This is a genomic window from Anaerobacillus sp. QJM3NY_32 (assembly GCF_056173645.1).
The window spans coordinates 2,955,207-2,977,117 of the sequence record NZ_CM149684.1 but is presented as its reverse complement, the minus strand read 5'-3'; the positions used below and the strand labels follow the sequence as shown (position 1 = coordinate 2,977,117).

The window sequence follows — 21,911 nt, the reverse complement described above, 5'->3', positions numbered from 1 at the left end:
ACGTGATGATGAAAAGAAAATGGAGTTTTCTAACCGCAATAATGTTATTGTTTGTGCTTGTTTTAGCCGCTTGTGGAGGGAACGAAGAAGAAAGTGGATCATCTGGTTCTGAAGGAGACGACGGTCTAGAATTAACAGAAGACGGTAAATTCAGCTACGTCGTTTCGGGTGAATTCCCACCGTTTAGTACAGTAGATAAGAATGGAGATCTTGATGGCTTTGACGTAGCAGTTGGTAAAGCCATCGCAGAAAAGTTAGATCTTGAACCCGCTGTAGAGAAATTTAAATTTAGCGGTATGGTATCGGCCATTCAGTCAGGTCGTTATGATGCGGCAGTAGCTAGTCATACGATTACGGATGAGCGTAAAGAAGCAGTTAATTTTAGTGAACCATACTACTATTCGGGACCTGTACTTTATGTTCAGCCTGGGAGCGATATTAAGAGTGTAGAAGATCTAAGTGGCAAAGATGTCGCTGTATCTAAAGGTTCCACTTACGAAAAATCAGCCGAAGAGTACACTGATAAGATTTCAAATTACGATAGTGATCAAACTGCACTGCGTGCATTAAGTGAAGGAAAGCATGATGCAGTTATTACAGATGACATTACAGGTAAACAAGCAATCGAAGAAGGTTTCAAGATTGAGAAGGTTGAGCAACTTGGTACAAGTGAACAAGCTGTTGCCATTAAGAAAGAGAACTCAAATCTTCTTGAAGCCGTTAACAAAGCTTTAGAAGAGTTAAAAGAAGATGGAACACTAACAAAGCTAAGTGAGGAATACATCGGAGTAGACATCACCCAGAGTCCTGACAGTGAGTAAGGAAAAGGAATGTGTGCGATGTGCGCACATTCCTTTTTTTAACCTGTTACGTTACCGAATTCTAAGGAGCTGATCGCACTTGCCAACTTTTGCTCATTTTTTTGAAACATTATTAGAAAGCTACCCTGTTTTCTTTGAAGGTTTATGGCTAACGATTCGAGTTACATTTGTATCTGTTTTGATAGCTGTTTTTATTGGACTGTTTTTTGCACTTTTTAAAATATCTCAATCAAAAATACTTAATTGGATTGCGAATGTGTATATCGCTGTCATTCGAGGTACACCACTTATTGTGCAAATCTTTATTTTCTATTTTGGTTTAACTGAATTCAACATTCCGAAATTCTGGGCTGCTTCGATCGGACTTGCTCTCCATAATGGGGCTTATATTGCAGAGATCTTTCGAGGTTCGATTCAATCAATCGACAAAGGTCAGATGGAAGCAGGACGCTCTCTTGGAATGAGTCATACTCTTGCTATGAGACGGATTATCCTTCCACAAGCATTCAGACGAGCACTTCCGCCACTGGGTAACCAATTTATCATTGGTTTGAAAGATTCCTCTCTAGCAGCCTTTATTGCTCTACCAGAATTGTTTAGCGTTGCGACTACGCAGGGAGCAAGAACGTTTGATGAAATGACGTATTTACTTATAGTTGCTGTATATTATCTTGTGTTGGTTCTAATCTTTACGTTCTTAGTTAACCTTCTTGAGAAACGACTATCAGCTAGTGATTAAGAAACCAGAGAGGTGTTAGAAATGGCCGAAAAAGCTGAAATGATTCGAGTAGAGAAATTGAACAAATCCTTTGGTGACCTTCATGTCCTTAAGGATATTGATCTTGAAGTTAATGAAAGTGACGTTGTTGTTCTGATTGGAGCTAGTGGTTCAGGTAAAAGCACATTGCTACGCTGTATGAATTTTCTTGAAATCAAGAATAGCGGGAATGTCATCATTGAGGGTGAAACAATCGATCCTAAAAGAAATGATCTAAATAAAGTAAGGCAGCGTGTTGGAATGGTATTTCAACATTTCAACTTATTCCCCCATAAATCCGTTTTAGAAAACGTTATCGAAGCACCGTTAATGGTTAAGAAATTGAAGCGTGCTGAGGCTGAGAAAGAAGGCAAAGAACTTCTTGCGAAAGTAGGGCTAGCTGATAAAGCAAATGTGTATCCGAACAAACTTTCAGGTGGGCAAAAGCAGCGAGTTGCAATAGCACGTTCACTCGCGATGAAGCCAGACATTATGCTTTTTGATGAGCCGACTTCGGCGCTAGATCCTGAACTTGTAGGAGAGGTTCTTTCAACTATGAAGGAATTAGCGAAAGAGGGAATGACCATGGTGGTGGTCACACATGAAATGGGCTTTGCACGAGAAGTGGGAGACTGGGTCGTATACATGCACGACGGTAAAATTGTAGAGAAGGGTCCCCCGAACGAACTGTTCAACGATCCAAAAGAACAGAGAACACAAGACTTTTTAAGTTCAATTCTATAAAAAAGTAAGGAGCTGCTGCTCCTTACTTTTTTTTTGTTACAAGATAGATACCGATTGCAATTAAAGCAAGAGGCCAGAATTTTCCTACGAAAGAAAAAGTAGTCGTAAGCCAAATTTCTAACCCGGTGTATAGAAGTTCAATAATGGATATGGCAAGTAGAATTAAACCTGGAATGAGGCCTGTTTTCTTGGTCTTATAATATGTAACGAGATAGGCAGCACTTAATATAAGGGTATACATGCCCCAGCTGTCTGGCCAGATAGTGAGTTTATTGACGAAGTAGAAATGGACACCAAGGCCAAGTAGGAGTACTCCAGGAAAAAGCATGTTTCCTTCTCTCGCAATGAAGCCTTGAATCATCATCGCTACACCGATAACGATTAGGATTATTTGCCAATTCATTAGTCGTTCAGAAAAAGGCAGATTTAACGTTTGTGAGAGATAATAAAGGCCGATTCCAATAAATAAAACACCCGGAAAAATACTTTGACGTTTCAATGAAAATCCTCCTATTGTCAGAAATACGCATTTTTTGCTATACAATTGATTTTCTGGTACATTAATAGTTGTATGACTACTAATAATATGCAGAGATAATACTTTCTTCATCATATCATAATTGCTTTCATAGTCTGTTCACATTTCATAACTCTGTGAGTTTTGTCACATGTTACAATAATTAGAGACGGTATGATAGCAAAAGATTAGTTTTAGCTAACAATTTTTTGGGGGTGGAACGATGCACATCCTGGTCGTAGGGTTGAACCACAAAACAGCCCCTGTTGAAATACGAGAGAAACTTTCCTTTCAGGAGAACGAATTGCCTGAAGCGCTAGATAAGTTGCGTCACTCTAAAAGTATTCTAGAAGCGGTGATCTTATCAACATGTAACCGTACAGAGTTATATGTTGTTGCTGATCAGCTTCATACAGGGAGATATTATTCAAAAGCTTTTCTATCTGAATGGTTTGGAATTGAGAAAGAAGAATTTTCACCATATCTAGTGATTCGCGAAAACGATGCGGCAACAGAACATCTTTATCGTGTAGCCGCTGGACTTGATTCGCTTGTCATCGGGGAGACGCAAATCCTTGGACAAGTTCGTGATGCTTTCTTGCTTGCTCAGGATTCAGAGACAACTGGAACGATTTTTAACCAGCTTTTTAAACAAGCGATTACTCTTGCTAAACGATCACATTCCGAAACCGAAATTGGAGAAAATGCCGTTTCGGTGAGCTATGCTGCGGTCGAATTAGCCAAGAAGATCTTTGGTGGACTTCAAAATAAACACGTTGTCATTCTTGGCGCAGGCAAAATGGGGGAACTCACTGCTAAGAATTTGCAAAGCAACGGTGTAGACCAAGTGACGGTCGTAAATCGAACGCTTGAGAAAGCGACAGAGCTTGCTTCGCGTTTTAAAGGACAGGCTCGTTCTATGGATGAAGTAGAAACTGCGCTTGCTGATGCAGACATTCTAATCAGTTCAACAGGCTCAACAAGTTATGTTCTAACAGAACAAAATGTCAAACCTCTACTTAAAAAGCGAAGAGGTCGTCCATTGTTTATGGTTGATATTGCTGTTCCAAGAGATCTAGATCCATCACTTAATAATATTGACTCTGTTTTCTTATACGATATTGACGATCTAGAAGGGATTGTCGAAACAAACATTGCAGAGCGTAAGAAGGAAGCAGAGAAAATTGAACTTATGATTGAAGAAGATCTAGTTCAATTTAGAGAGTGGCTCAATACACTTGGAGTTGTACCGATGATTACAGCATTACGTACGAAGGCACTTGCGATTCAAGCAGAAACAATGAATAGTATTGAACGCAAACTGCCTAATTTAACAGATCGGGAACGAAAAGTATTGAGTAAGCATACGAAAAGTATAGTGAACCAGCTGCTACGTGATCCTATAGTGCGAGTGAAGGAGATGGCTGCAGAGCCAAATGCAGAAGAGTCGCTTGAGATCTTCACTAAAATATTTGCGATTGAAGAAGAGATTGAGAGAGAACTCCATAAGCAAAGAGTGAAAGAAAACGAAGAAAAAAGACAGCATGAATCCGTTGACTACTCCCCTTTATTACAGGTATCGCAGTTGCGCTCCTAGGAGAGGAGACATGATTTGTGACGAACGCCAGCTGGCTTTATGATATAACGATATTACTTTATGCACTTAGTGTACTTGGGTATTTTATTGATTTCTTGCAGAACAACCGGAAAGTAAATCAGTTTGCTTTCTGGTTGCTTTCTATTGTCTGGATCCTGCAAAGTGCGTTTCTTGTAACGCAGATTATTGAAATTGGCGGATTCCCGATTTTAACACCTTTTGAGGGGTTATTTTTTTATGCGTGGGTGATTGTCTCACTATCACTCTTAATTAATTGGTTTTTTCGAGTCGATTTCTTTGTCTTTTTTGCAAATGTACTCGGTTTCAGTATCATGGCCATCAACTTATTTGCTACTCGAGAGCAGGCATCGAGTTTACTCACAGAACAGCTTATGTCTGAGCTTTCGATTATTCATATTACGATGGCTTTCTTATCATATGGAGCATTTTCACTTTCCTTTATTTTCTCGATTATGTATTTAACTCTCTATCAAATGTTAAAAGGCAAGAAGTGGAGCAAACGACTGAGAAGATTTGGGGATTTGTCACAGCTTGAAAAATTGGCTTATTTATGTAGCGTTCTGGGTGTGCCGCTTTTGTTACTGAGCCTGATTTTAGGAATCGTATGGGCGATCTTGAAAGTAGATACATTCAGCTTACTGGATGCAAAGGTTATTATCTCTTTCTTTGTTCTTGGCGCATATAGTACGTATTTATATCAAAAGGTAGCTAGAGATATGGAAGGGAAATCTCTTGCTTTATGGAACGTAGCGGCGTTTCTTATCGTTTTAATTAATGTCTTCCTTTCTGGAACATTTTCAGAATTCCATTTCTGGTATGTATAAGGGGAGCACTGAAAGTTTGGAGGATAAATAATGCGTAAAATCGTAGTTGGTTCAAGAAGAAGTAAATTAGCGATCACTCAAACAAAATGGGTGATCAGTAAACTAAAGGAATTAAATCCGGATGTTGATTTTGAAATCAAAGAGATTGTCACTCGTGGTGATAAAATTCTTGATGTTACGCTCTCAAAAGTTGGGGGAAAAGGACTATTTGTGAAGGAAATTGAAGACGCCATGTTAAGAGGAGATATTGATATGGCGGTTCATAGTATGAAGGATATGCCTTCTGTTTTGCCTGAAGGATTAATGATTGGGTGTATACCTGAACGTGAAGATCATCGAGATGTGATTATTTCTGAATCGAAGAAGACGTTCAGAGAGCTTCCAGAAGGTGCCGTAATAGGAACTAGCAGTTTGAGACGTGGTGCACAGTTGAAAGCCATTCGTCCGGATGTGGAGATTAAGTGGATTCGCGGAAATATTGACACGCGTATACGTAAGCTTACAGATGAAGATTATGACGCCATTGTACTAGCTGCAGCGGGTCTACATCGTATGGGGTGGTCAAAGGAGATTGTTACAGAATACCTTGATCCTGATTTGTGTGTACCGGCTGTTGGACAAGGCGCTTTATCGATTGAATGTCGAGAAAGTGATGATGAGCTACGAGCTATTTTAAATCAATTCAGTGATTATGAAACGACGAAAACAGTATTAGCGGAGCGAGCTTTTCTTCATACCCTCGAAGGTGGATGTCAGGTGCCGATTGCCGGTCATGCGACGCTTAAGGATGAGACGCTTACGGTTACTGGATTAGTGGGAGAACCTGATGGTTCGATCATTATTAAGGAAATGGAAATTGGTGATGATCCTATCCAGGTAGGGAACACACTTGCAAATAGAATGAAAGAACAGGGAGCTAAGGATATCCTCGACCGTGTGAAAGAAGAATTAGACCAATGATCTCGCCGCTCTCAGGAAAGCGTGTATTGGTCACGAGAGCTCGGGAGCAGGCAACATCATTTACGAAATTAATTGAAGAAAAAGAGGGGATTTCTATTGAAATCCCTCTTATTTCATTCGAATCTCGGAATCAATTGTTGAATTCGATCACGTTGAGTGAATATAGCTGGATTGTGTTTACAAGTGCGAATGGTGTGCGGTTTTTCTTGAAGCAAGCGAAGGTTCCAATAGGTGTAAAGGTTGCAGCGGTTGGAAGTAAAACAGCTAAGGCCCTAAAGCGATATGGGATTGAAATCAATCTTATGCCAAAGGATTTTATAGCAGAAGGGCTTGTAGCTGCTTTGTCTCGCAAGGCTGACCCAAATGAGAAGATACTATTACCAAGAGGGAATCTTGGTCGAGCAGTATTGCCGGGGCAATTAAGGGATCTTGGATTTAACGTAACTGACTTACCTATCTATGACACAGTCATTCCTTACGAGTCCAGGGCAGCATTGAAAAGAGTGATTGAAGAGCGGGAGTGTGATGTGATTACGTTCACTTCTTCGTCAACGGTCCACCATTTTAATCAACTTCTTCAAGCCGAGAATTTGAAAGATAAGCTTAAAGGGATCACAATAGTGGTAATCGGACCTATTACTGAAAAGACGCTACTGTCTTATGGGATCGTACCTCAGGTAGTCCCTGATCAATATACAATTGAAGGAATGCTTGATAGCCTTGAGCATTTCTTTGAAAAATAGGAGGAAAGTATAATGGAAACAGGAAACTTTCATCGTCATCGTCGTTTAAGACGATCTGAATCAATGAGATCACTCGTGAGAGAAACCTATTTACATAAAGAGGATTTCATCTATCCCATATTTGCAGTTGAAGAAGAGAATGTAAAACGCGAAATTCCTTCTATGCCTGGTGTTTATCACTATTCATTAGACCGTTTGAATGAAGAGGTACAGGAAGTTGTTGACCTTGGCATAAAGTCAATTATGATGTTTGGTGTACCAAATCACAAGGATGCGGTTGGATCAGAAGCATACTGTGATACTGGAATCGTGCAAAGAGCTATTGCACAAATTAAAGAAGCGTTTCCTGAACTAACTGTTATTGCAGATACATGTCTTTGTCAATATACGGATCATGGCCATTGTGGTGTGATCGAAAACGGGTATGTACAAAATGACCAGTCTCTAGAGTTACTTACTAAAACAGCGGTTTCTCAAGCGAAAGCTGGAGCAGATATGATTGCACCGTCGAATATGATGGATGGGTTTGTATCAGCTATTCGCAAGGGTCTTGATGAAGCGGGCTTTGTTGACGTCCCGGTGATGAGCTATGCTGTGAAATTCTCATCTGCTTTCTATGGTCCTTTCCGCGATGCGGCTCATAGTACTCCGCAGTTCGGAGATCGTAAAACGTATCAAATGGATCCTGCTAATCGACTCGAAGCTATTCGAGAAGCAGAGAGCGATATCGCAGAAGGGGCAGATTTCTTAATGGTTAAACCGGCTCTTTCTTATCTTGATATCATTCGTGAACTGAAAGATCGTTATCCTCTACCGATGGTTGCCTATAATGTAAGTGGGGAATATTCCATGATAAAGGCTGCGAGTCAGAACGGGTGGCTAAATGAACAAGAGGTTGTCCTTGAGAAATTAACAAGCATGAAGCGCGCAGGAGCAGATTTAATTATCACATATTTTGCGAAAGATGCTGCTCGCTGGCTAGATCAATAGAACTGAAAGAGAGGGGTTGTAAAAATGGGTAATTTTGATCGTTCTAAGGAAGCTTTTCAAGAAGCATCTAAAGTAATGCCAGGTGGTGTGAACAGTCCAGTTAGGGCGTTTAAATCAGTTGGTATGGATCCTATTTTTATGGAAAAAGGAAAAGGATCTAAAATTTATGATATCGACCAAAATGAGTATATTGATTACGTCCTTTCGTACGGACCACTTATTCTCGGTCATGCTGATGAACAGGTTGTTGATCGCCTTAAAGCTGTGACAGAGCTTGGAACGAGCTTTGGTGCACCAAGTAAGTATGAAACGAAACTAGCTGAACTAGTGATTGATCGAGTCCCATCTATTGAAATTGTTCGTATGGTGAATTCAGGAACGGAAGCCACTATGAGTGCTTTACGTTTAGCTAGAGGATATACTGGCCGTAATAAAATCCTTAAGTTTGAAGGCTGCTATCATGGTCATGGGGATTCGTTATTAATAAAAGCAGGTTCAGGTGTTGCAACGCTTGGGCTACCTGACAGTCCTGGCGTACCTGAGGGAATTGCGAAAAACACGATTACGGTTCCATATAATGATCTTGAAAGCTTACGTTACGCATTCAAAGAATTTGGAGATGACATTGCCGGCGTCATTATTGAACCTGTAGCAGGTAACATGGGGGTCGTCCCACCACAGCTGGGCTATCTTGAAGAAATTCGTAAGATAACGGAAGAGAATGGCACACTTCTTATTTTTGATGAAGTTATGACAGGCTTCCGCGTTGGGTATAATTGCGCTCAAGGATATTACAATGTTACACCCGATCTTACGTGTCTAGGTAAAGTTATTGGCGGTGGGCTCCCTGTTGGCGCTTACGGCGGTAAGAAAGAAATCATGGACCAAATCGCACCAAGCGGTCCGATTTATCAAGCGGGAACGTTAAGTGGAAATCCGCTAGCTATGACGGCTGGGTATGAAACCTTATCGCAACTCACACCAGAAAGTTATGAGGAATTTGAACGGAAAGCAGAGCGACTTGGAGAAGGACTTTCAAAAGCTGCTGCAAAATACAATATCCCTCATACAGTAAATCGTGCAGGATCGATGGTTGGTTTCTTCTTTACTAATGAAGATGTGATTAATTTTGAAACAGCATCCTCTTCAAATCTTGAACATTTTACAAACTATTTTAAAGAAATGCTTGAACAAGGGATTTCACTTCCCCCTTCTCAATTTGAAGGAATGTTCTTGTCAACCGCCCATACAGATCACGATATTGATGAAACGATTGCGGCTGCAGAAGCGGCTTTCTCTAAACTAGTCTAACCTAAAGCTACCGGCATTTGCCGGTAGCTTTTTCTATGATAAGAAATTGAAAACTTCTTCATTCTTTTTCAATTTAGACATAATCCTGTGAATCACTCATACATGTGTAATGTATGGATAATGTTTGAAAGGAGGAGAAGGCATGCCTGAAGGCTCATATTTGCATTTCTCCGTGGAGGAGCAGGTCTGGTTAAAGAAAGGACAGGAAGTTGAAGAGGTTCTATCTATCTCACTTGACCCTGAAATTTCGATTGAAGAGTATGAGGATTATGTAGCTGTGAAAGGCTGTTTATATTTAACGGGTGAATATTTGCAGCGTGACCAAACAGATGAGGAAGTTATTAACGAAGCTTCCCCTTATCGTTCCATTCATGAGGTGAACGTTAGAGAAGATGGTACAGCGTCAATGGGGCATCGTTTCCCTGTTGATATTACGATTCCAGCAAGCCGTATAAGGAGTCTCGAGGAAATTTTCGTTACGGTTGACACGTTTGATTACTCTCTAGTGGAAGAGAATTGCCTTCAGTTGAAAGCAGATATTTCCATTAGTGGCATTCAGGGGGATCAAAATCGTGTGGAAGAGGACGAAGCTGAACTATACGTTGTAGAAGAGGACGAAGGGACAGAGGATTATACAACAGAGGAAGATGCAATCTGGGAGAATGATATTAAATACGTTGATGACAATGAGGAAGAATCATTGGAACAGGCCTATCATTTACGCGCTCCACAAGTAGGTATGAGAGCTAAGTCAGACTCATATGAAGTAAATGAACTAGAGAACGATGATCAAGAGCAGCCGGAACCCACGTATGACTTTCTCACGAGAATGGCTAGGCAAATGGATGGTTCCAATGAATATAATAACCAGCCAATCGTAGAAGAAACGAGGTCATATCAAGACGATCATTATAACTATGAAGAGGAGGAACAAGAGCGTCAGGAAAACCGGAATCAAGCACCGCGCGAAGAAAATGCGCTCTATCTTACAAGTATGCTGACAAAAGAAGAAGAACAATTTTCGAGAATGAAGATGTGTATTATCCAGCCTGGGGATTCGTTAACCGAAATAGCGGAACGCTATCGAGTCCTACCAAGTCATCTTGCGCGCGTTAATCGACTTGAGGAAGATGAAGTGAAGGAAGGACAGATCTTATATATTCCTGTCAATCGTTAACTTAAATTGTTTGCTGCCCCTACCTTTTGGAATGTTGCAAATAAGGTAGGGGATAAAGGGGTAATTGAAATGGATCTCGTAGCGATCATTGAAGAGAAGTATGATCTAAAAGTTGTCCAATGGTTAGAGAAACCACAATTGATCATGACCCATTTAGGTAAAAGAAAACTATCATACTGGCGGGATCGGGATTTGCTTGAGTATCATCTCAACTTCCGTGACCGTCTTTTTTCTCAACATGGACTTCTTTGTAATCGAATGATTCGAACAAGTGAAGGGAAAGGATTTATCCGAATAGAAAACGATTATTTGACTATACATGATCATGTAGAAGAAGTTTACCCATTGGACGTCGTTCCTGAAATGAAAGGATATTTACTTGCGACACTACTAAGTACCGGAGATGAGAAGGCTACTCTTACATTAGATTTCCCTTATCGTAAGACGTTAGAAGAGTTATCATCTATAAAATTAACGTATAAGGAACAATACTTGTTACTTGTTAACCTTATTCCAGAAGTGAAAAAGCGTCTGAATTTTGAGGTGTGTTATTCGCTTCCATTCATTCCATTTACTCACCAAGTTTTAAAAGAGGTTTTAGGCCAAATCTACTTTGAAAGTAGCGACGAATCACCTGTTTCTGCTTCCGAAGTTATTAGGGAAGAAGTTCAATCCTGGTATGCTCTTAAAAACTCCCATCATTTTGTAAAATGCTTTGAAGCGTTAGTGAATGGCGTGGAAGACGATATGAAACACAGACTTATTCAGGCTATTTTTGCTCCATGGGAGTGGCAGGAGTGTATTCAGGCATTGCAATCGAATATGAATGACCCTGATCAGGTCATGAAAGAGTTTATTGATAAGTGGGAAGCAAATAGAGATATGTTAAGGGAACTTGAGCTCTCCCTTTCAGATAGGAGGGTTACCTTCTAATGAGCGATCCAGCACTCTTATTTCAATATGATTTATATCCTGAACGGGTTGTACAAATGGGGAAAATCACAAAGATCGAAACAGAGAGAGGCGCGTTTGCTTTAAAAAAAACGAAGCTTAGTAAAGAACAGATGGATCGTATGCTTTATCTAGAGGAGCGGTTTAAACAGCTGAAATTCGAAGGTTATGTACCGCTTGTTCGAACAAAGTATGGGGATTCCTTCGTTTATCAAGGGAACAACATCGTTTATTTAACGCCATGGGTAGATGAAAGGGAAACAAGTCCTGCTCAGAAAGATGAGCTTCTCGTTCATAACCTAGCTGAATTACATGGCTATACTGCTAAAGAGCAAGCTTTTTCTGAAGAAGTGATCAAACAGTCGTATCAGAAAATGGTTTTATTAAGAGAAAGTAGACAATTTGAAATGGAGAAATACGTAAGTCAAATTGAAAAACGCATTTATCTTTCGCCATTTGAGCTTACCTTTGTATCACATTTTCACATGCTGATGAGGTATTGTGAGCTCGCGAAAAGAAGATTAGATGACTGGTATGAGCAAATTCTGGAAACAAAACGGTATCGAAGTGTTCTCTGTCACGGAAAATGCTCTCCTTCTCATTATGTATCAAGCGGGGGGAGAGGGTATTTCATTAATTTCGAAAAGTCAGTTAGCGATACTCCTATAAGGGATGTTGCTTATTTTATTCGCTCATCTATTCAACCTTTTCAATTCAACCCTGCTGCCACAACTGCTCATATTGCCAGATATGAAGCCCAATTTTCTCTTAATGATGAGGAAAAGGAGCTTCTTGCAAGCTATTTATATTTTCCAGAGTCGGTTTTTAATAGCGTGTCATTATTTAATGAAAACCGACAACAATGGCCACATATTAAGCATGTCCGCCTATTTACGAAAAAAATAGAAGTGATGAATGGGATAAATAACGTTCTAGAAAGCTTCTAGATCCATTCAAAGTAAAAGCACACTTCTAAGGCAACAAGGATTATTAATATGAGTACATCTATAGATGTTGGAAAAAGGATTGTTCGGATCGTTTGAAACACAATAAACGGAGGTACGAACTGAGCGCAAATATCTCTGAACTTATATAACGAGGGTGGGATCTGAAAGCGATTCATTCCACCAAACCGTTTTTTCATATCAGGTATTCCCCTTTGTTTTCAGTTATTGTTACAAATAGACTATGTGGGAAGTTGGAATTGGGTGATTAAGGCGGGAGCGAACTGGCTAAGCTAAGAAAAAGGGCTCTTATGATCTTGACGATCTCGAATCAAAAAGGTAAACTTAGTGATACAAATAGTCGACAGGCAAAGATAGGGAGTAGTAGAATGTGAACCCTTCAGAGAGAGAAGTCATTTGCTGAAAGATTTCTCAGGATCGTAGCATTCGAAGTCGCCCTTGAGCTGTTTCTCTGAACGAGTAGTAGGAGAATCCGGTAATCCCGTTATTCGAATGAAGCGTACAGCTAACGTTTATTTAGCTGTAAATAAAGGTGGTACCGCGAAAATACTTCTTTCGTCCTTTTCCTAAGGATGGAGGAAGTTTTTTTGTTGTCTAAAAAGCTTACACCTTCGTGGAAAGAGAACAAGGAAAGCCGAAGAAATGTCCTGAGACTTATTGAATGGAAAGGAAGAGTGACAATGGCGAATAAAGAGCTAACGATGCCGACGAAGTACGACCCGAAGGCAACAGAGCAGAAATGGTACCCGTATTGGGTAGATGGCAAATTTTTTGAGGCAACAGGTGATAAAGATAAAGAACCTTATACAATTGTAATCCCCCCGCCGAACGTTACAGGTAAACTACACCTCGGGCATGCTTGGGATACAACGCTTCAAGATATTCTATCGCGTGTAAAGCGTATGCAGGGATATGATGTTCTCTGGCTTCCAGGAATGGACCATGCTGGGATTGCGACACAGGCAAAAGTTGAAGGGAAGCTCCGCGAAGAAGGTACCTCGCGCTATGACCTTGGCCGAGAGAAGTTCCTAGAGAAGTCGTGGGAATGGAAAGAAGAGTATGCGGATTTTATTCGTAGCCAGTGGGCGAAGCTTGGTCTTTCTCTAGATTATTCAAGAGAGCGTTTTACACTTGATAACGGTCTTTCTGATGCAGTACGTGAAGTATTTGTGAAGCTATATGAGAAGGGCTTAATTTATCGCGGTGAATATATTATCAACTGGGACCCACAAACAAAAACGGCCCTTTCAGATATTGAAGTTATTCACCAGGAAGTAACTGGTCACTTCTATCATATGCGCTATCCTCTTGCAGATGGCTCAGGACATATCGAAATTGCAACAACGCGTCCTGAAACAATGCTAGGTGACTCAGGTATTGCGGTTCATCCAAAAGATGAGCGCTACAAGCACCTAGTTGGCAAGAAAGCGATTTTGCCAATTGTAGGTTGTGAAATTGAAATTGTTGCGGATGATTACGTTGATATGGAATTTGGTTCAGGCGCTGTGAAAATCACTCCAGCTCACGATCCGAATGACTTCGAAATTGGTAACCGTCATAACCTTGAGCGCATTCTCGTAATGAATGAAGATGGGTCAATGAATGAGAATGCCGGAGAGTACAAGGGCATGGACCGATTTGAATGCCGTAAGAAACTTGTGAAAGATTTACAGGATAAAGGAATCTTATTCAACATTGAAGAGCACGTTCATTCCGTAGGTCATTCTGAGCGAAGCGGTGCTGTTGTCGAACCTTATCTTTCAACACAGTGGTTTGTTAAAATGGGGCCTCTTGCTGAGCAGGCGATTGCTCTTCAGAAGTCAGACGACAAAGTGAACTTTGTACCTGAGCGTTTTGAAAAAACGTATTTAAATTGGATTGAGAACATTCGTGACTGGTGTATTTCAAGACAGCTTTGGTGGGGGCATCGTATTCCGGCGTGGCATCATAAAGAAACTGGAGAGATCCACGTTGGACTGGAAGAGCCAGCTGATATTGAGAACTGGGAGCAAGACGTTGATGTTCTAGATACGTGGTTTAGTTCAGCGCTTTGGCCTTTTTCTACAATGGGATGGCCAAACGAAGACGCTGAAGACTTTAACCGTTTCTACCCAACAAACGTTCTAGTAACGGGTTATGACATTATTTATTTCTGGGTAGCTCGTATGATCTTCCAGGGTATTGAATTTACAGAGCAGCGCCCGTTTAACGACGTCCTCATTCATGGACTTGTACGTGATTCTGAAGGACGTAAGATGAGTAAATCGCTCGGTAACGGTGTCGATCCAATGGATGTCATTGAGAAGTACGGTGCTGATTCCCTTCGTTTCTTCCTATCCACTGGCTCATCACCAGGTCAGGATCTCCGTTTCTATTGGGAAAAGGTAGAGTCTACGTGGAACTTTGCTAATAAAATTTGGAACGCTTCTCGTTTTGCTTTAATGAATATGGATGGCATGACGTATGAAGAACTTGATTTAACAGGTGAAAAATCGACAGCTGATAAATGGATTTTAACTCGCTTAAACGATACGATTGAACAAGTGACGCGCCTGATTAATAACTATGAGTTTGGTGAAGTGGGTCGCTACCTTTACAACTTTATCTGGGATGACTTCTGTGATTGGTATATTGAAATGGCTAAACTACCGCTCTATGGTGAAGACGAAGTAGCTAAGAAAACAACTCGTTCTGTTCTAGCTTATGTACTTGATCAAACGATGCGTCTTCTGCATCCATTCATGCCTTATCTTACTGAAGAAATCTGGCAACACCTTCCTCATGAAGGTGAATCGATCACCGTTGCAAGCTGGCCAGTAAAGAACGAAGAACTTCACTTCCAAGAAGCTGCTGCTGATATGGCGCTTCTAACGGAAGTTATTCGTTCAGTACGTAACATTCGAGCTGAAATGAATGTGGCACCAAGCAAGCCGATTGAACTTCGTATTAAGCCGAAATCAGCTGATACTCAGAAACAGCTTGAGCAAAATAGTCAATACATCGAACGCTTCTGTAACCCAGAAACCTTGACTATTTCAGCGGAACTTCAGGCACCGGAAAAATCGATGACGGCTGTTGTATCTGGAGCTGAATTATTCTTGCCGCTTGAAGGGTTAATCAATATTGATGAAGAAATCGAGCGTCTAAAAGGAGAAATGAAGAAGCTAGATTCTGAAGTTGATCGTGTTCAGAAGAAGCTCGCTAATGAACGCTTTATTAGCAAAGCTCCTGAGAAAGTCGTCGAAGAAGAACGAGCGAAAGAAAAGGATTATCTTGAGAGACGAAGCAACGTAGAAGCTCGTATAAACGAACTAAAAAAATAAGAAAATGACGAATCTCTTTTAGAGATTCGTCTTCTTTTAAGGAAGGAGCGGGACGCATGTTTCACTCATATGACGAAGCGGTGAGTTGGATTCATAGTTTATTAAATCATGGCATAAAACCAGGTTTAGAGCGTATGGAATGGATGCTGGATCAGCTCGATCATCCAGAAAGACGGTTAAAAACGGTACACGTTGGCGGAACGAACGGAAAAGGATCAACCGTTACGTACTTGCGAACGGTGCTCGAAGAGTCAGGATATGAAGTAGGAAGCTTTACTTCTCCTTATATTGAATCGTTTAGCGAACGAATCGCTATTAATGGACAACCGATTAATGAAGAAGACTTAGTTGCTCTATGCAATCGTGTTCAGCCTCTTGTTGAGATGGCGGCTGTCTCTCCGCTTGGGTCACCAACTGAATTTGAAGTGATTACGGTTATCGCTCTCTTATATTTTGGGACAATTGCCTATCCAGACCTTGTTTTGATGGAAGTTGGTCTTGGCGGACGATTTGATTCAACCAATATTATTCACCCGCTTGTAAGTGTGATTACAAATGTCGGATACGATCATACGCACATCCTTGGGAGTGATATTAAGCAAATCGCTTATGAAAAAGCGGGGATCATTAAGTCAGGGGTTCCTCTTGTGACAACTGCTGAAAAAGAAGAGGTGCTCACTCTTTTACATGAAACGACCAAATCGAAAAAGACGAAAATTTATCGATTGAATGAAGAGTTTTCTGTTAAGGAGCAAATGAGTGATAAGGAAGGGGAGCGTTTTTCTTTTCAATCACCTTACCGTAAACTAGAAGATCTACACATTCAGATGAAGGGTGAGCACCAGGTAAAAAATGCAGGCGCAGCGCTTATGACACTTGAATATTTACGTGTTTTCTATGGTCTACATATTGAACAGGATATGATTCAGCGCGGACTGGAGAGAGCAACGTGGCCAGGTCGATTTGAACAGCTTCGTTCAAATCCGACTATTGTTGTGGACGGTGCGCACAATCCGGAAGGTGTCGAAAGTCTTGCTAACACGCTTAAGCAGCATTACCCTGAGACACGCATACATGTTATCTTTAGTGCTCTTGGTGATAAAGATATTGAATCGATGCTAAAACCACTTTATCCTCTAATTGAGACTATTTCGTTTACTACCTTTGAATTTCCAAGAGCTATATCAGGTGAGGAGTTGTCGAATAAAGCGACTTTTGCTAATAAGAGATATGAGGAAAACTGGCGGAAAGCCATCCAGGTGATGATGGATGAGATGATTGAAAATGACCTGCTTCTGATAACGGGCTCTCTTTACTTTGTCTCTGAAGTTCGCCGTTTTCTAAAAAATTAGAATTTTATAGAAAAAGCTAGGACTTTTTCGCCATTTTTTGCTAAAATAGAACTTAACCACATTAATATGGAAAAATATTCTTCCTGAGTTTGGAAGATGGAGGGGGAAACAATTGACTGCATTAATGAAACGTAAAGTTTGGTTGGTATGGCTTTTGTTCTGGCCACTACTCATTTTTGCAACGTTCTATTTCTTTCCTCCTGTATTATCAGGAAATTGGGCAGATGTTCTTGCATTGTTTGTGCTTCTTGCTGTTGTTGCTATGATGCCAATTAATGTAAAGGGGACTGACCTTTTTTTTATCCAGGGGATCTCGCTTGCTGTGTTCTTAAGGTATGGTCTATTTGTCGAAATGATCTTAACTCAGTTAGCGATACTCGTTTTTCTTTTAAACTTACGTGTCACAAAAAAAGATAGTCATCGTTATCCTGTTAACATGCTGATGTTTATGCTTGTTTCACTCGTTTCCGGAGGACTTTTCTATTTACTCGGTGGTTCAGTAGGTGAATTCTCTGGTGATGCGATTACGCAGCTCGTTCCTTCAATTGCATACATCTTATCGCTTATAGTTGTAAATCAAATTCTCCTACATTTTTTAAAAATTTATATTTACAAAGAAGCTGATACTAAATTTTTTGGTAAAGATATGCTCTGGGAAGCGATATCAACTGGGGTGACTCTTCCTGTTGGCTTCTTACTATATATGCTACATACATATCTAGGTACAGTCGCTATTTTCTTTGTAGGCGTACCATTTATACTGGCTTCTCTTATGCTCAGGCTCTATTATTCCAGCCAAAAAGTAAATAATCTTCTTCAGCAGACAAGTGAAATAGGACAGCAAATCACACAATCTCTCGATACTGATGAAATATTAAATGTCTTCTTAAATGAAGTGAAAGATATGTTTCTTGTGGATTATGCTTATATTATGGATGCCGAACATGTGAAGCGACTAACGGTTATTAAACGATATGAGAATGAGCGTGGCATCGTTTCAAAAGAAGAAAGTAACCTATACCAGGAAGGTATCAGTTCAAGGGTGTGGCGAAGCGGACGAAGCCGCTTGTATACGAAGAGGTCTCAGTGGAAGAATCTTACGGAAGGTGTGCTTTCTGATGCTGCCAACTCAGTAATCTCCGTCCCAATGAAGCGGAATAAAAATGTTGTAGGCATCATTACTCTTGCTTCAGACCGCGTCCGTTCTTATGAGAAACATCACATTCTTGTCCTGCAAATACTAGCTAACTATTTAGCCGTTGCTGTTGATAATGCTAGGCATTATGAAGAGACGAAAAGGCGAAGTGAACGATGTCCATTAACGAATTTATACAACTTCAGGTTTTTTGGGGAGTTATTGGATGAGAAATACAAGCGTTTTGACAAAACGCCTGATCCGTTCTCTATCATTCTGCTCGACCTGGATCATTTCAAGAAAGTGAATGACACGTTTGGTCATCATAGTGGAAATGAAGTGCTTTGTGGGGTAGCAAATCGACTTGAAGAAGAAATTGGAGGCAGAGGCACCGTTGCAAGATTTGGTGGAGAAGAGTTTGTCGTTTTGCTAGAAAATCATTCTCATAAGAAGAGTGTTCAAGTAGCAGAAGATTTACGATGTTCCATCGCGGATCGTCCATTTGAAATTTATAATGATCTCGATAACGGCAATCGCCAGGTTATTTACGTAACGGCTAGTATTGGTGTGGCCACGGCTCCTGATCAGGGAGAGGATGCGCAAACGTTGATACGAAACGCGGATCGAGCGATGTACACTGGAGCAAAGCAGCAGGGGCGAAACCGCGTTGCGAGCTATGTTGGATAAATAAGAAAATCCCCGTTCTTCACGAATTGTGAAGAACGGGGATTTTATAAGAATTCCTTTTGGAACGTTCAATTGGAACGGGTTCAACAATTTACTTAAAACACAGGGGTGTACGGTCTTGAAGTAGGAAGATGTTCTGAGTATCGTTGGTTGGTAAGTGATTTGTAGTCGGTGGGGGTACATTTTCTTGAAAATTTCTTTGTTGGAAATAGCCATAACCGCATTTCTAATATTTGTTGATATATGGGTAAGGTGATTTTCGTTTCACTTTAATAGCATTAAAACAACTATTAATCCTGAAATCACTTTATATACATACCGTTTTTCTTAACCTACTAAACTCTTTCGAAGAGGGGGGAACATATGGGGGGCATTTTACATAGTTATTTATTTCTAGTTGGGCTTGCGCTTGGGTCTTTTTATAATGTCGTAGGTCTGCGGGTGCCTGTCAAACGATCGATTGTGGCCCCTCGCTCATCCTGTCCAACATGTGAACGAGAGCTTTCACCGCTTGAGCTTGTGCCGGTTTTCTCATATTTATTCCAGCGCGGGAAATGCAAAGGCTGTGCGTCACGCATTTCACCTATTTACGCCAGTGTTGAATTCGCTACGGCACTTCTTTTTACGATTGCACCGTTTTTAGTGGGATGGTCAAAAGAATTGATCATTTCTTATGGATTGATTTCGCTTCTTGTGATTATTTTTGTTTCAGATATCACCTATATGCTTATTCCAGATCGTATTCTTCTCTTTTTTGCTGCTTACTTTATTGTTGGTCGAATCCTTGTTCCAATGGATCCGTGGTATAGCCCTTTTATTGGAGCGGCTGGAGGATTTTTATTGCTCCTTCTCATTGCTGTTATTAGTAAAGGGGGAATGGGGGGCGGTGACATTAAATTGTTCGCAGTGCTTGGGCTCGTTTTTGGTTATCAGGAATTACTTCTTGTGTTTTTCTTTTCTACTTTATGTGGCACGATCATTGGCGTAACAGCGCTATCGACTGGGAGAGTAAAGCGAAAGCAGCACATTCCGTTTGGGCCATCGATAGCGCTTGGCGCGATCTTAACGTATTTTTATGGCGAACAAATTTTGCGCTGGTATTTTAGTTTTCTTTCATGATGGAGGGAATAAACGATAGGACTTTTTAATTTCAAGCCAAAAACAAAGCAGATTAGTTTGATTCTGCATGATCATGTGATTCGGGTGGTAGAGCTCGCGCCTTCTACGATGGGGATTCGTTCTTATCAGGAACGATTTATACCTGAAGGGTTTGTTAAGGACGGAAAATTATGGAGTGTGATACGCTCTTCGTGATTTTAGAAGAGTGGGGTATTAAAGGGAAGCAGGTTTTTTTCTTGTGCCTGATGCCTATCTTGCTCTCTGACATGAGAAGATTCGGCGGGCCATTTCTAAAGATGACATTAGAGGCTACTTGTAACTTTAAATTGAGGCGATCATAACGTTTCTTTTTCTGAATTTTGTTTTGGTTATAAGTAGATTAGTGAAACGGATGCTGTGTTGCTAGATGAAGCTGAGAAAAATGAGTTAATATATACGGCTGATGTAGCTACTTTTTACATTCCACCTTAACGGATCTAGCAGAGCAAACGCCATCGATTGATTATCCAGAACCTGCAGATAAAGACAATCCATTGTATGAAAAGGTTGATAAAGAAGAAGCTTCGGAGTAATGATGTTTTTATAATCACAAGTGATATAGCAAGTGGAGGAAGCCTTTGTCGGTTAACAAAGGCTTCTTTTTATCGTCTGAATTATCCTGATCTACTCTAGTATTTTCAGTTCTAGTATTTCGTCAGAATTCATAGACTGTAGTACAAGCCGGTACCGAGGAGGATGATTATGGATAAGGAGAGACGGACGATTTCAATTCGATTAAATGATGAGGAGAAAAGCGAGCCTCCCGAAACACATAAAGAAGAAAGCGCAGCAGCTGAGGAGAAGGAATTTGAGTGGATTTTACCCGAACGGCGTGATTCGATGAAAATAGTAGAACTTAAAAAGAGGCACATTCAAAAAAAAGCTGGAGCTTTTTATGAAAAGAAAAGTCCAAGGCTCCCAGTCGGACGCAAAAAGAAAAAACACTTAGTTAATAAGAAACCTATTATTACACTACAAAAGAAAGTGGTGGCTTCCGCTGCTTTTGCTATTATTCTTGGGATTTTATTTGGATTTGGTTTATTAATGGTATTCAGTGGGGATAGCGTGGCGACGATAGATGATGGATATGAAGAAGTAGCTACAACGACCACGGATTTGGACTTATCATTAGATTTTCACGTAGTTCAATCTGGAGCTTATGAAACAGAGGAGTCTGCGAAGGAGTTTCAAGACAAGTTAAAAGAGAATGGATTTCCGGCAGCTATTTTTAAAGGAGAGAAATACTATTTGTTTATAGGTGTATCTCCTTCTGCTGAAGGACAGGATGCACTTGGAGCTTATTATGAAGGAAAAGGACAGGATGTCTATAAGAAGGTGTGGTCGATTGATGGTCAGAAAGCATCTGTGAGTGACGAAATGGCGGGTCAGATGAAGGAAGGCAAAGCGTTGCTCGAAAAATTAACGACGCTAGATCTTGTCGCATTATCTGATGGAAAGCTGAAAGAAGCTGAAATGAGTGACATAAAAAAAGAAGTTGAAGCCTGGAATGAGAGTGGCTCGGGGAGAAAAGAGTGGGATAAAATCGGCGGGAAAGAGCTTGAACAAAGTCTGAACAGTGCTTTGGAGGAACTTGAAATGTACGCTTCTGACGAAACAGTACCGTCTTTATGGGTTGCTCAGCAGCATTTATTAGACGGGATGGTAGCATTTCAAAATGTAGTGGAAAGGTTGAAATAATCAGTTATTTGCGGAGATTCTCAATTAACGGTACGATATGAGTATTGGGAGCGACCCTCCCTAACGACTTTTTCTTAACGAATTAAAATAAGATTAAACAAATTTAAACTGTATGCACATACAGAAACGAAAGAAAACGAAAAATGTAGAGGAACGTTAGAAAATTAAATTGTGGAAAGA

18 protein-coding genes and 1 other annotated feature are annotated in these 21,911 nt (G+C 40.5%); of the genes, 17 read left to right on the top strand and 1 reads right to left on the bottom strand.

Annotated elements, in window-relative coordinates:
• Positions 1-5 precede the first annotated feature (5 nt).
• The 3 genes from AC0VYH_RS15665 to AC0VYH_RS15655 all read left to right on the top strand — a co-directional run bounded on the left by AC0VYH_RS15665 (position 6) and on the right by AC0VYH_RS15655 (position 2,322).
• The gene (locus AC0VYH_RS15665) at positions 6-821 is read left to right on the top strand and encodes a transporter substrate-binding domain-containing protein (protein ID WP_430243993.1); all 816 of its coding nucleotides are present in this window, start codon (positions 6-8) and stop codon (positions 819-821) included.
• Positions 822-900: 79 nt separating this feature from the next.
• On the top strand, positions 901-1,560 hold the full coding sequence (locus AC0VYH_RS15660; RefSeq protein ID WP_160918640.1) for an amino acid ABC transporter permease: 660 nt from the start codon (positions 901-903) through the stop codon (positions 1,558-1,560).
• Between the two features lie 21 nt (positions 1,561-1,581).
• Positions 1,582-2,322 carry an amino acid ABC transporter ATP-binding protein gene (locus AC0VYH_RS15655; RefSeq protein WP_475367780.1) on the top strand — a complete coding sequence of 247 codons (741 nt, stop codon included), beginning with the start codon at positions 1,582-1,584 and terminating at the stop codon, positions 2,320-2,322.
• 22 nt (positions 2,323-2,344) lie between these two features.
• On the opposite strand, the gene AC0VYH_RS15650 is transcribed toward AC0VYH_RS15655, so the two are convergent.
• Entirely contained in the window at positions 2,345-2,821 is a 477-nt protein-coding gene (locus tag AC0VYH_RS15650; RefSeq protein ID WP_475372739.1) for a LiaI-LiaF-like domain-containing protein, read from the bottom strand.
• 241 nt (positions 2,822-3,062) lie between these two features.
• Between AC0VYH_RS15650 and hemA the strand changes: the two genes are divergently transcribed.
• From hemA to AC0VYH_RS15580, 14 genes are all read left to right on the top strand, one after another.
• On the top strand, positions 3,063-4,436 hold the full coding sequence (gene hemA / locus AC0VYH_RS15645) for a glutamyl-tRNA reductase (RefSeq protein ID WP_475372738.1): 1,374 nt from the start codon (positions 3,063-3,065) through the stop codon (positions 4,434-4,436).
• Positions 4,437-4,453: 17 nt separating this feature from the next.
• Positions 4,454-5,281 (top strand): cytochrome c biogenesis protein CcsA, encoded by an 828-nt coding sequence (gene ccsA / locus AC0VYH_RS15640; protein ID WP_430243999.1) that lies wholly within the window; start codon positions 4,454-4,456, stop codon positions 5,279-5,281.
• A 30-nt stretch (positions 5,282-5,311) separates the two neighbouring features.
• Complete coding sequence (gene hemC / locus AC0VYH_RS15635) at positions 5,312-6,241, top strand: hydroxymethylbilane synthase (RefSeq protein WP_430244002.1); 930 nt, start codon at positions 5,312-5,314, stop codon at positions 6,239-6,241.
• A 26-nt stretch (positions 6,242-6,267) separates the two neighbouring features.
• Positions 6,268-6,984 carry a uroporphyrinogen-III synthase gene (locus AC0VYH_RS15630; protein WP_475372737.1) on the top strand — a complete coding sequence of 239 codons (717 nt, stop codon included), beginning with the start codon at positions 6,268-6,270 and terminating at the stop codon, positions 6,982-6,984.
• Between the two features lie 12 nt (positions 6,985-6,996).
• On the top strand, positions 6,997-7,974 hold the full coding sequence (gene hemB, locus AC0VYH_RS15625) for a porphobilinogen synthase (RefSeq protein WP_430244006.1): 978 nt from the start codon (positions 6,997-6,999) through the stop codon (positions 7,972-7,974).
• Positions 7,975-7,998: 24 nt separating this feature from the next.
• Positions 7,999-9,285: a glutamate-1-semialdehyde 2,1-aminomutase gene (hemL, locus tag AC0VYH_RS15620; protein ID WP_475372736.1), complete on the top strand. Its 1,287-nt coding sequence runs from the start codon at positions 7,999-8,001 to the stop codon at positions 9,283-9,285.
• 142 nt (positions 9,286-9,427) lie between these two features.
• Positions 9,428-10,462, top strand: coding sequence for a stage VI sporulation protein D (gene spoVID / locus AC0VYH_RS15615; protein ID WP_475365560.1), 1,035 nt, complete (start codon positions 9,428-9,430; stop codon positions 10,460-10,462).
• A gap of 69 nt (positions 10,463-10,531) precedes the next feature.
• Positions 10,532-11,395, top strand: a complete 864-nt coding sequence (locus AC0VYH_RS15610; protein ID WP_475372735.1) for a hypothetical protein — start codon at positions 10,532-10,534, stop codon at positions 11,393-11,395.
• A complete protein-coding gene (locus tag AC0VYH_RS15605) occupies positions 11,395-12,360 on the top strand; it encodes a phosphotransferase (RefSeq protein WP_475372734.1) in 966 nt (321 codons plus the stop codon). The genes AC0VYH_RS15610 and AC0VYH_RS15605 overlap by 1 nt, the downstream gene beginning before the upstream one ends.
• 359 nt (positions 12,361-12,719) lie before the next feature.
• Positions 12,720-12,944 (top strand) — a binding site (T-box leader).
• A gap of 114 nt (positions 12,945-13,058) precedes the next feature.
• Positions 13,059-15,701, top strand: coding sequence for a valine--tRNA ligase (locus AC0VYH_RS15600; RefSeq protein WP_475372733.1), 2,643 nt, complete (start codon positions 13,059-13,061; stop codon positions 15,699-15,701).
• A 56-nt stretch (positions 15,702-15,757) separates the two neighbouring features.
• Positions 15,758-17,053 carry a bifunctional folylpolyglutamate synthase/dihydrofolate synthase gene (locus tag AC0VYH_RS15595; protein WP_430244013.1) on the top strand — a complete coding sequence of 432 codons (1,296 nt, stop codon included), beginning with the start codon at positions 15,758-15,760 and terminating at the stop codon, positions 17,051-17,053.
• Positions 17,054-17,165: 112 nt separating this feature from the next.
• Entirely contained in the window at positions 17,166-18,875 is a 1,710-nt protein-coding gene (locus AC0VYH_RS15590; protein ID WP_475367776.1) for a sensor domain-containing diguanylate cyclase, read from the top strand.
• 363 nt (positions 18,876-19,238) lie between these two features.
• A complete protein-coding gene (locus AC0VYH_RS15585) occupies positions 19,239-19,994 on the top strand; it encodes a prepilin peptidase (protein WP_475372732.1) in 756 nt (251 codons plus the stop codon).
• Positions 19,995-20,735: 741 nt separating this feature from the next.
• Positions 20,736-21,731, top strand: coding sequence for an SPOR domain-containing protein (locus tag AC0VYH_RS15580; RefSeq protein WP_475372731.1), 996 nt, complete (start codon positions 20,736-20,738; stop codon positions 21,729-21,731).
• Positions 21,732-21,911: the final 180 nt, after the last annotated feature.

Bases quoted from the DNA above. Each gene is read 5' to 3' on its own strand.
- hemC (WP_430244002.1), top strand. From the start codon at position 5,312: ATGCGTAAAATCGTAGTTGGTTCAAGAAGAAGTAAATTAGCGATCACT.
- hemL (WP_475372736.1), top strand. From the start codon at position 7,999: ATGGGTAATTTTGATCGTTCTAAGGAAGCTTTTCAAGAAGCATCTAAA.
- AC0VYH_RS15655 (WP_475367780.1), top strand. From the start codon at position 1,582: ATGGCCGAAAAAGCTGAAATGATTCGAGTAGAGAAATTGAACAAATCC.
- AC0VYH_RS15580 (WP_475372731.1), top strand. From the start codon at position 20,736: ATGGATAAGGAGAGACGGACGATTTCAATTCGATTAAATGATGAGGAG.
- AC0VYH_RS15595 (WP_430244013.1), top strand. From the start codon at position 15,758: ATGTTTCACTCATATGACGAAGCGGTGAGTTGGATTCATAGTTTATTA.
- hemA (WP_475372738.1), top strand. From the start codon at position 3,063: ATGCACATCCTGGTCGTAGGGTTGAACCACAAAACAGCCCCTGTTGAA.
- AC0VYH_RS15610 (WP_475372735.1), top strand. From the start codon at position 10,532: ATGGATCTCGTAGCGATCATTGAAGAGAAGTATGATCTAAAAGTTGTC.
- AC0VYH_RS15665 (WP_430243993.1), top strand. From the start codon at position 6: ATGATGAAAAGAAAATGGAGTTTTCTAACCGCAATAATGTTATTGTTT.
- AC0VYH_RS15585 (WP_475372732.1), top strand. From the start codon at position 19,239: ATGGGGGGCATTTTACATAGTTATTTATTTCTAGTTGGGCTTGCGCTT.
- AC0VYH_RS15605 (WP_475372734.1), top strand. From the start codon at position 11,395: ATGAGCGATCCAGCACTCTTATTTCAATATGATTTATATCCTGAACGG.
- hemB (WP_430244006.1), top strand. From the start codon at position 6,997: ATGGAAACAGGAAACTTTCATCGTCATCGTCGTTTAAGACGATCTGAA.
- spoVID (WP_475365560.1), top strand. From the start codon at position 9,428: ATGCCTGAAGGCTCATATTTGCATTTCTCCGTGGAGGAGCAGGTCTGG.
- AC0VYH_RS15600 (WP_475372733.1), top strand. From the start codon at position 13,059: ATGGCGAATAAAGAGCTAACGATGCCGACGAAGTACGACCCGAAGGCA.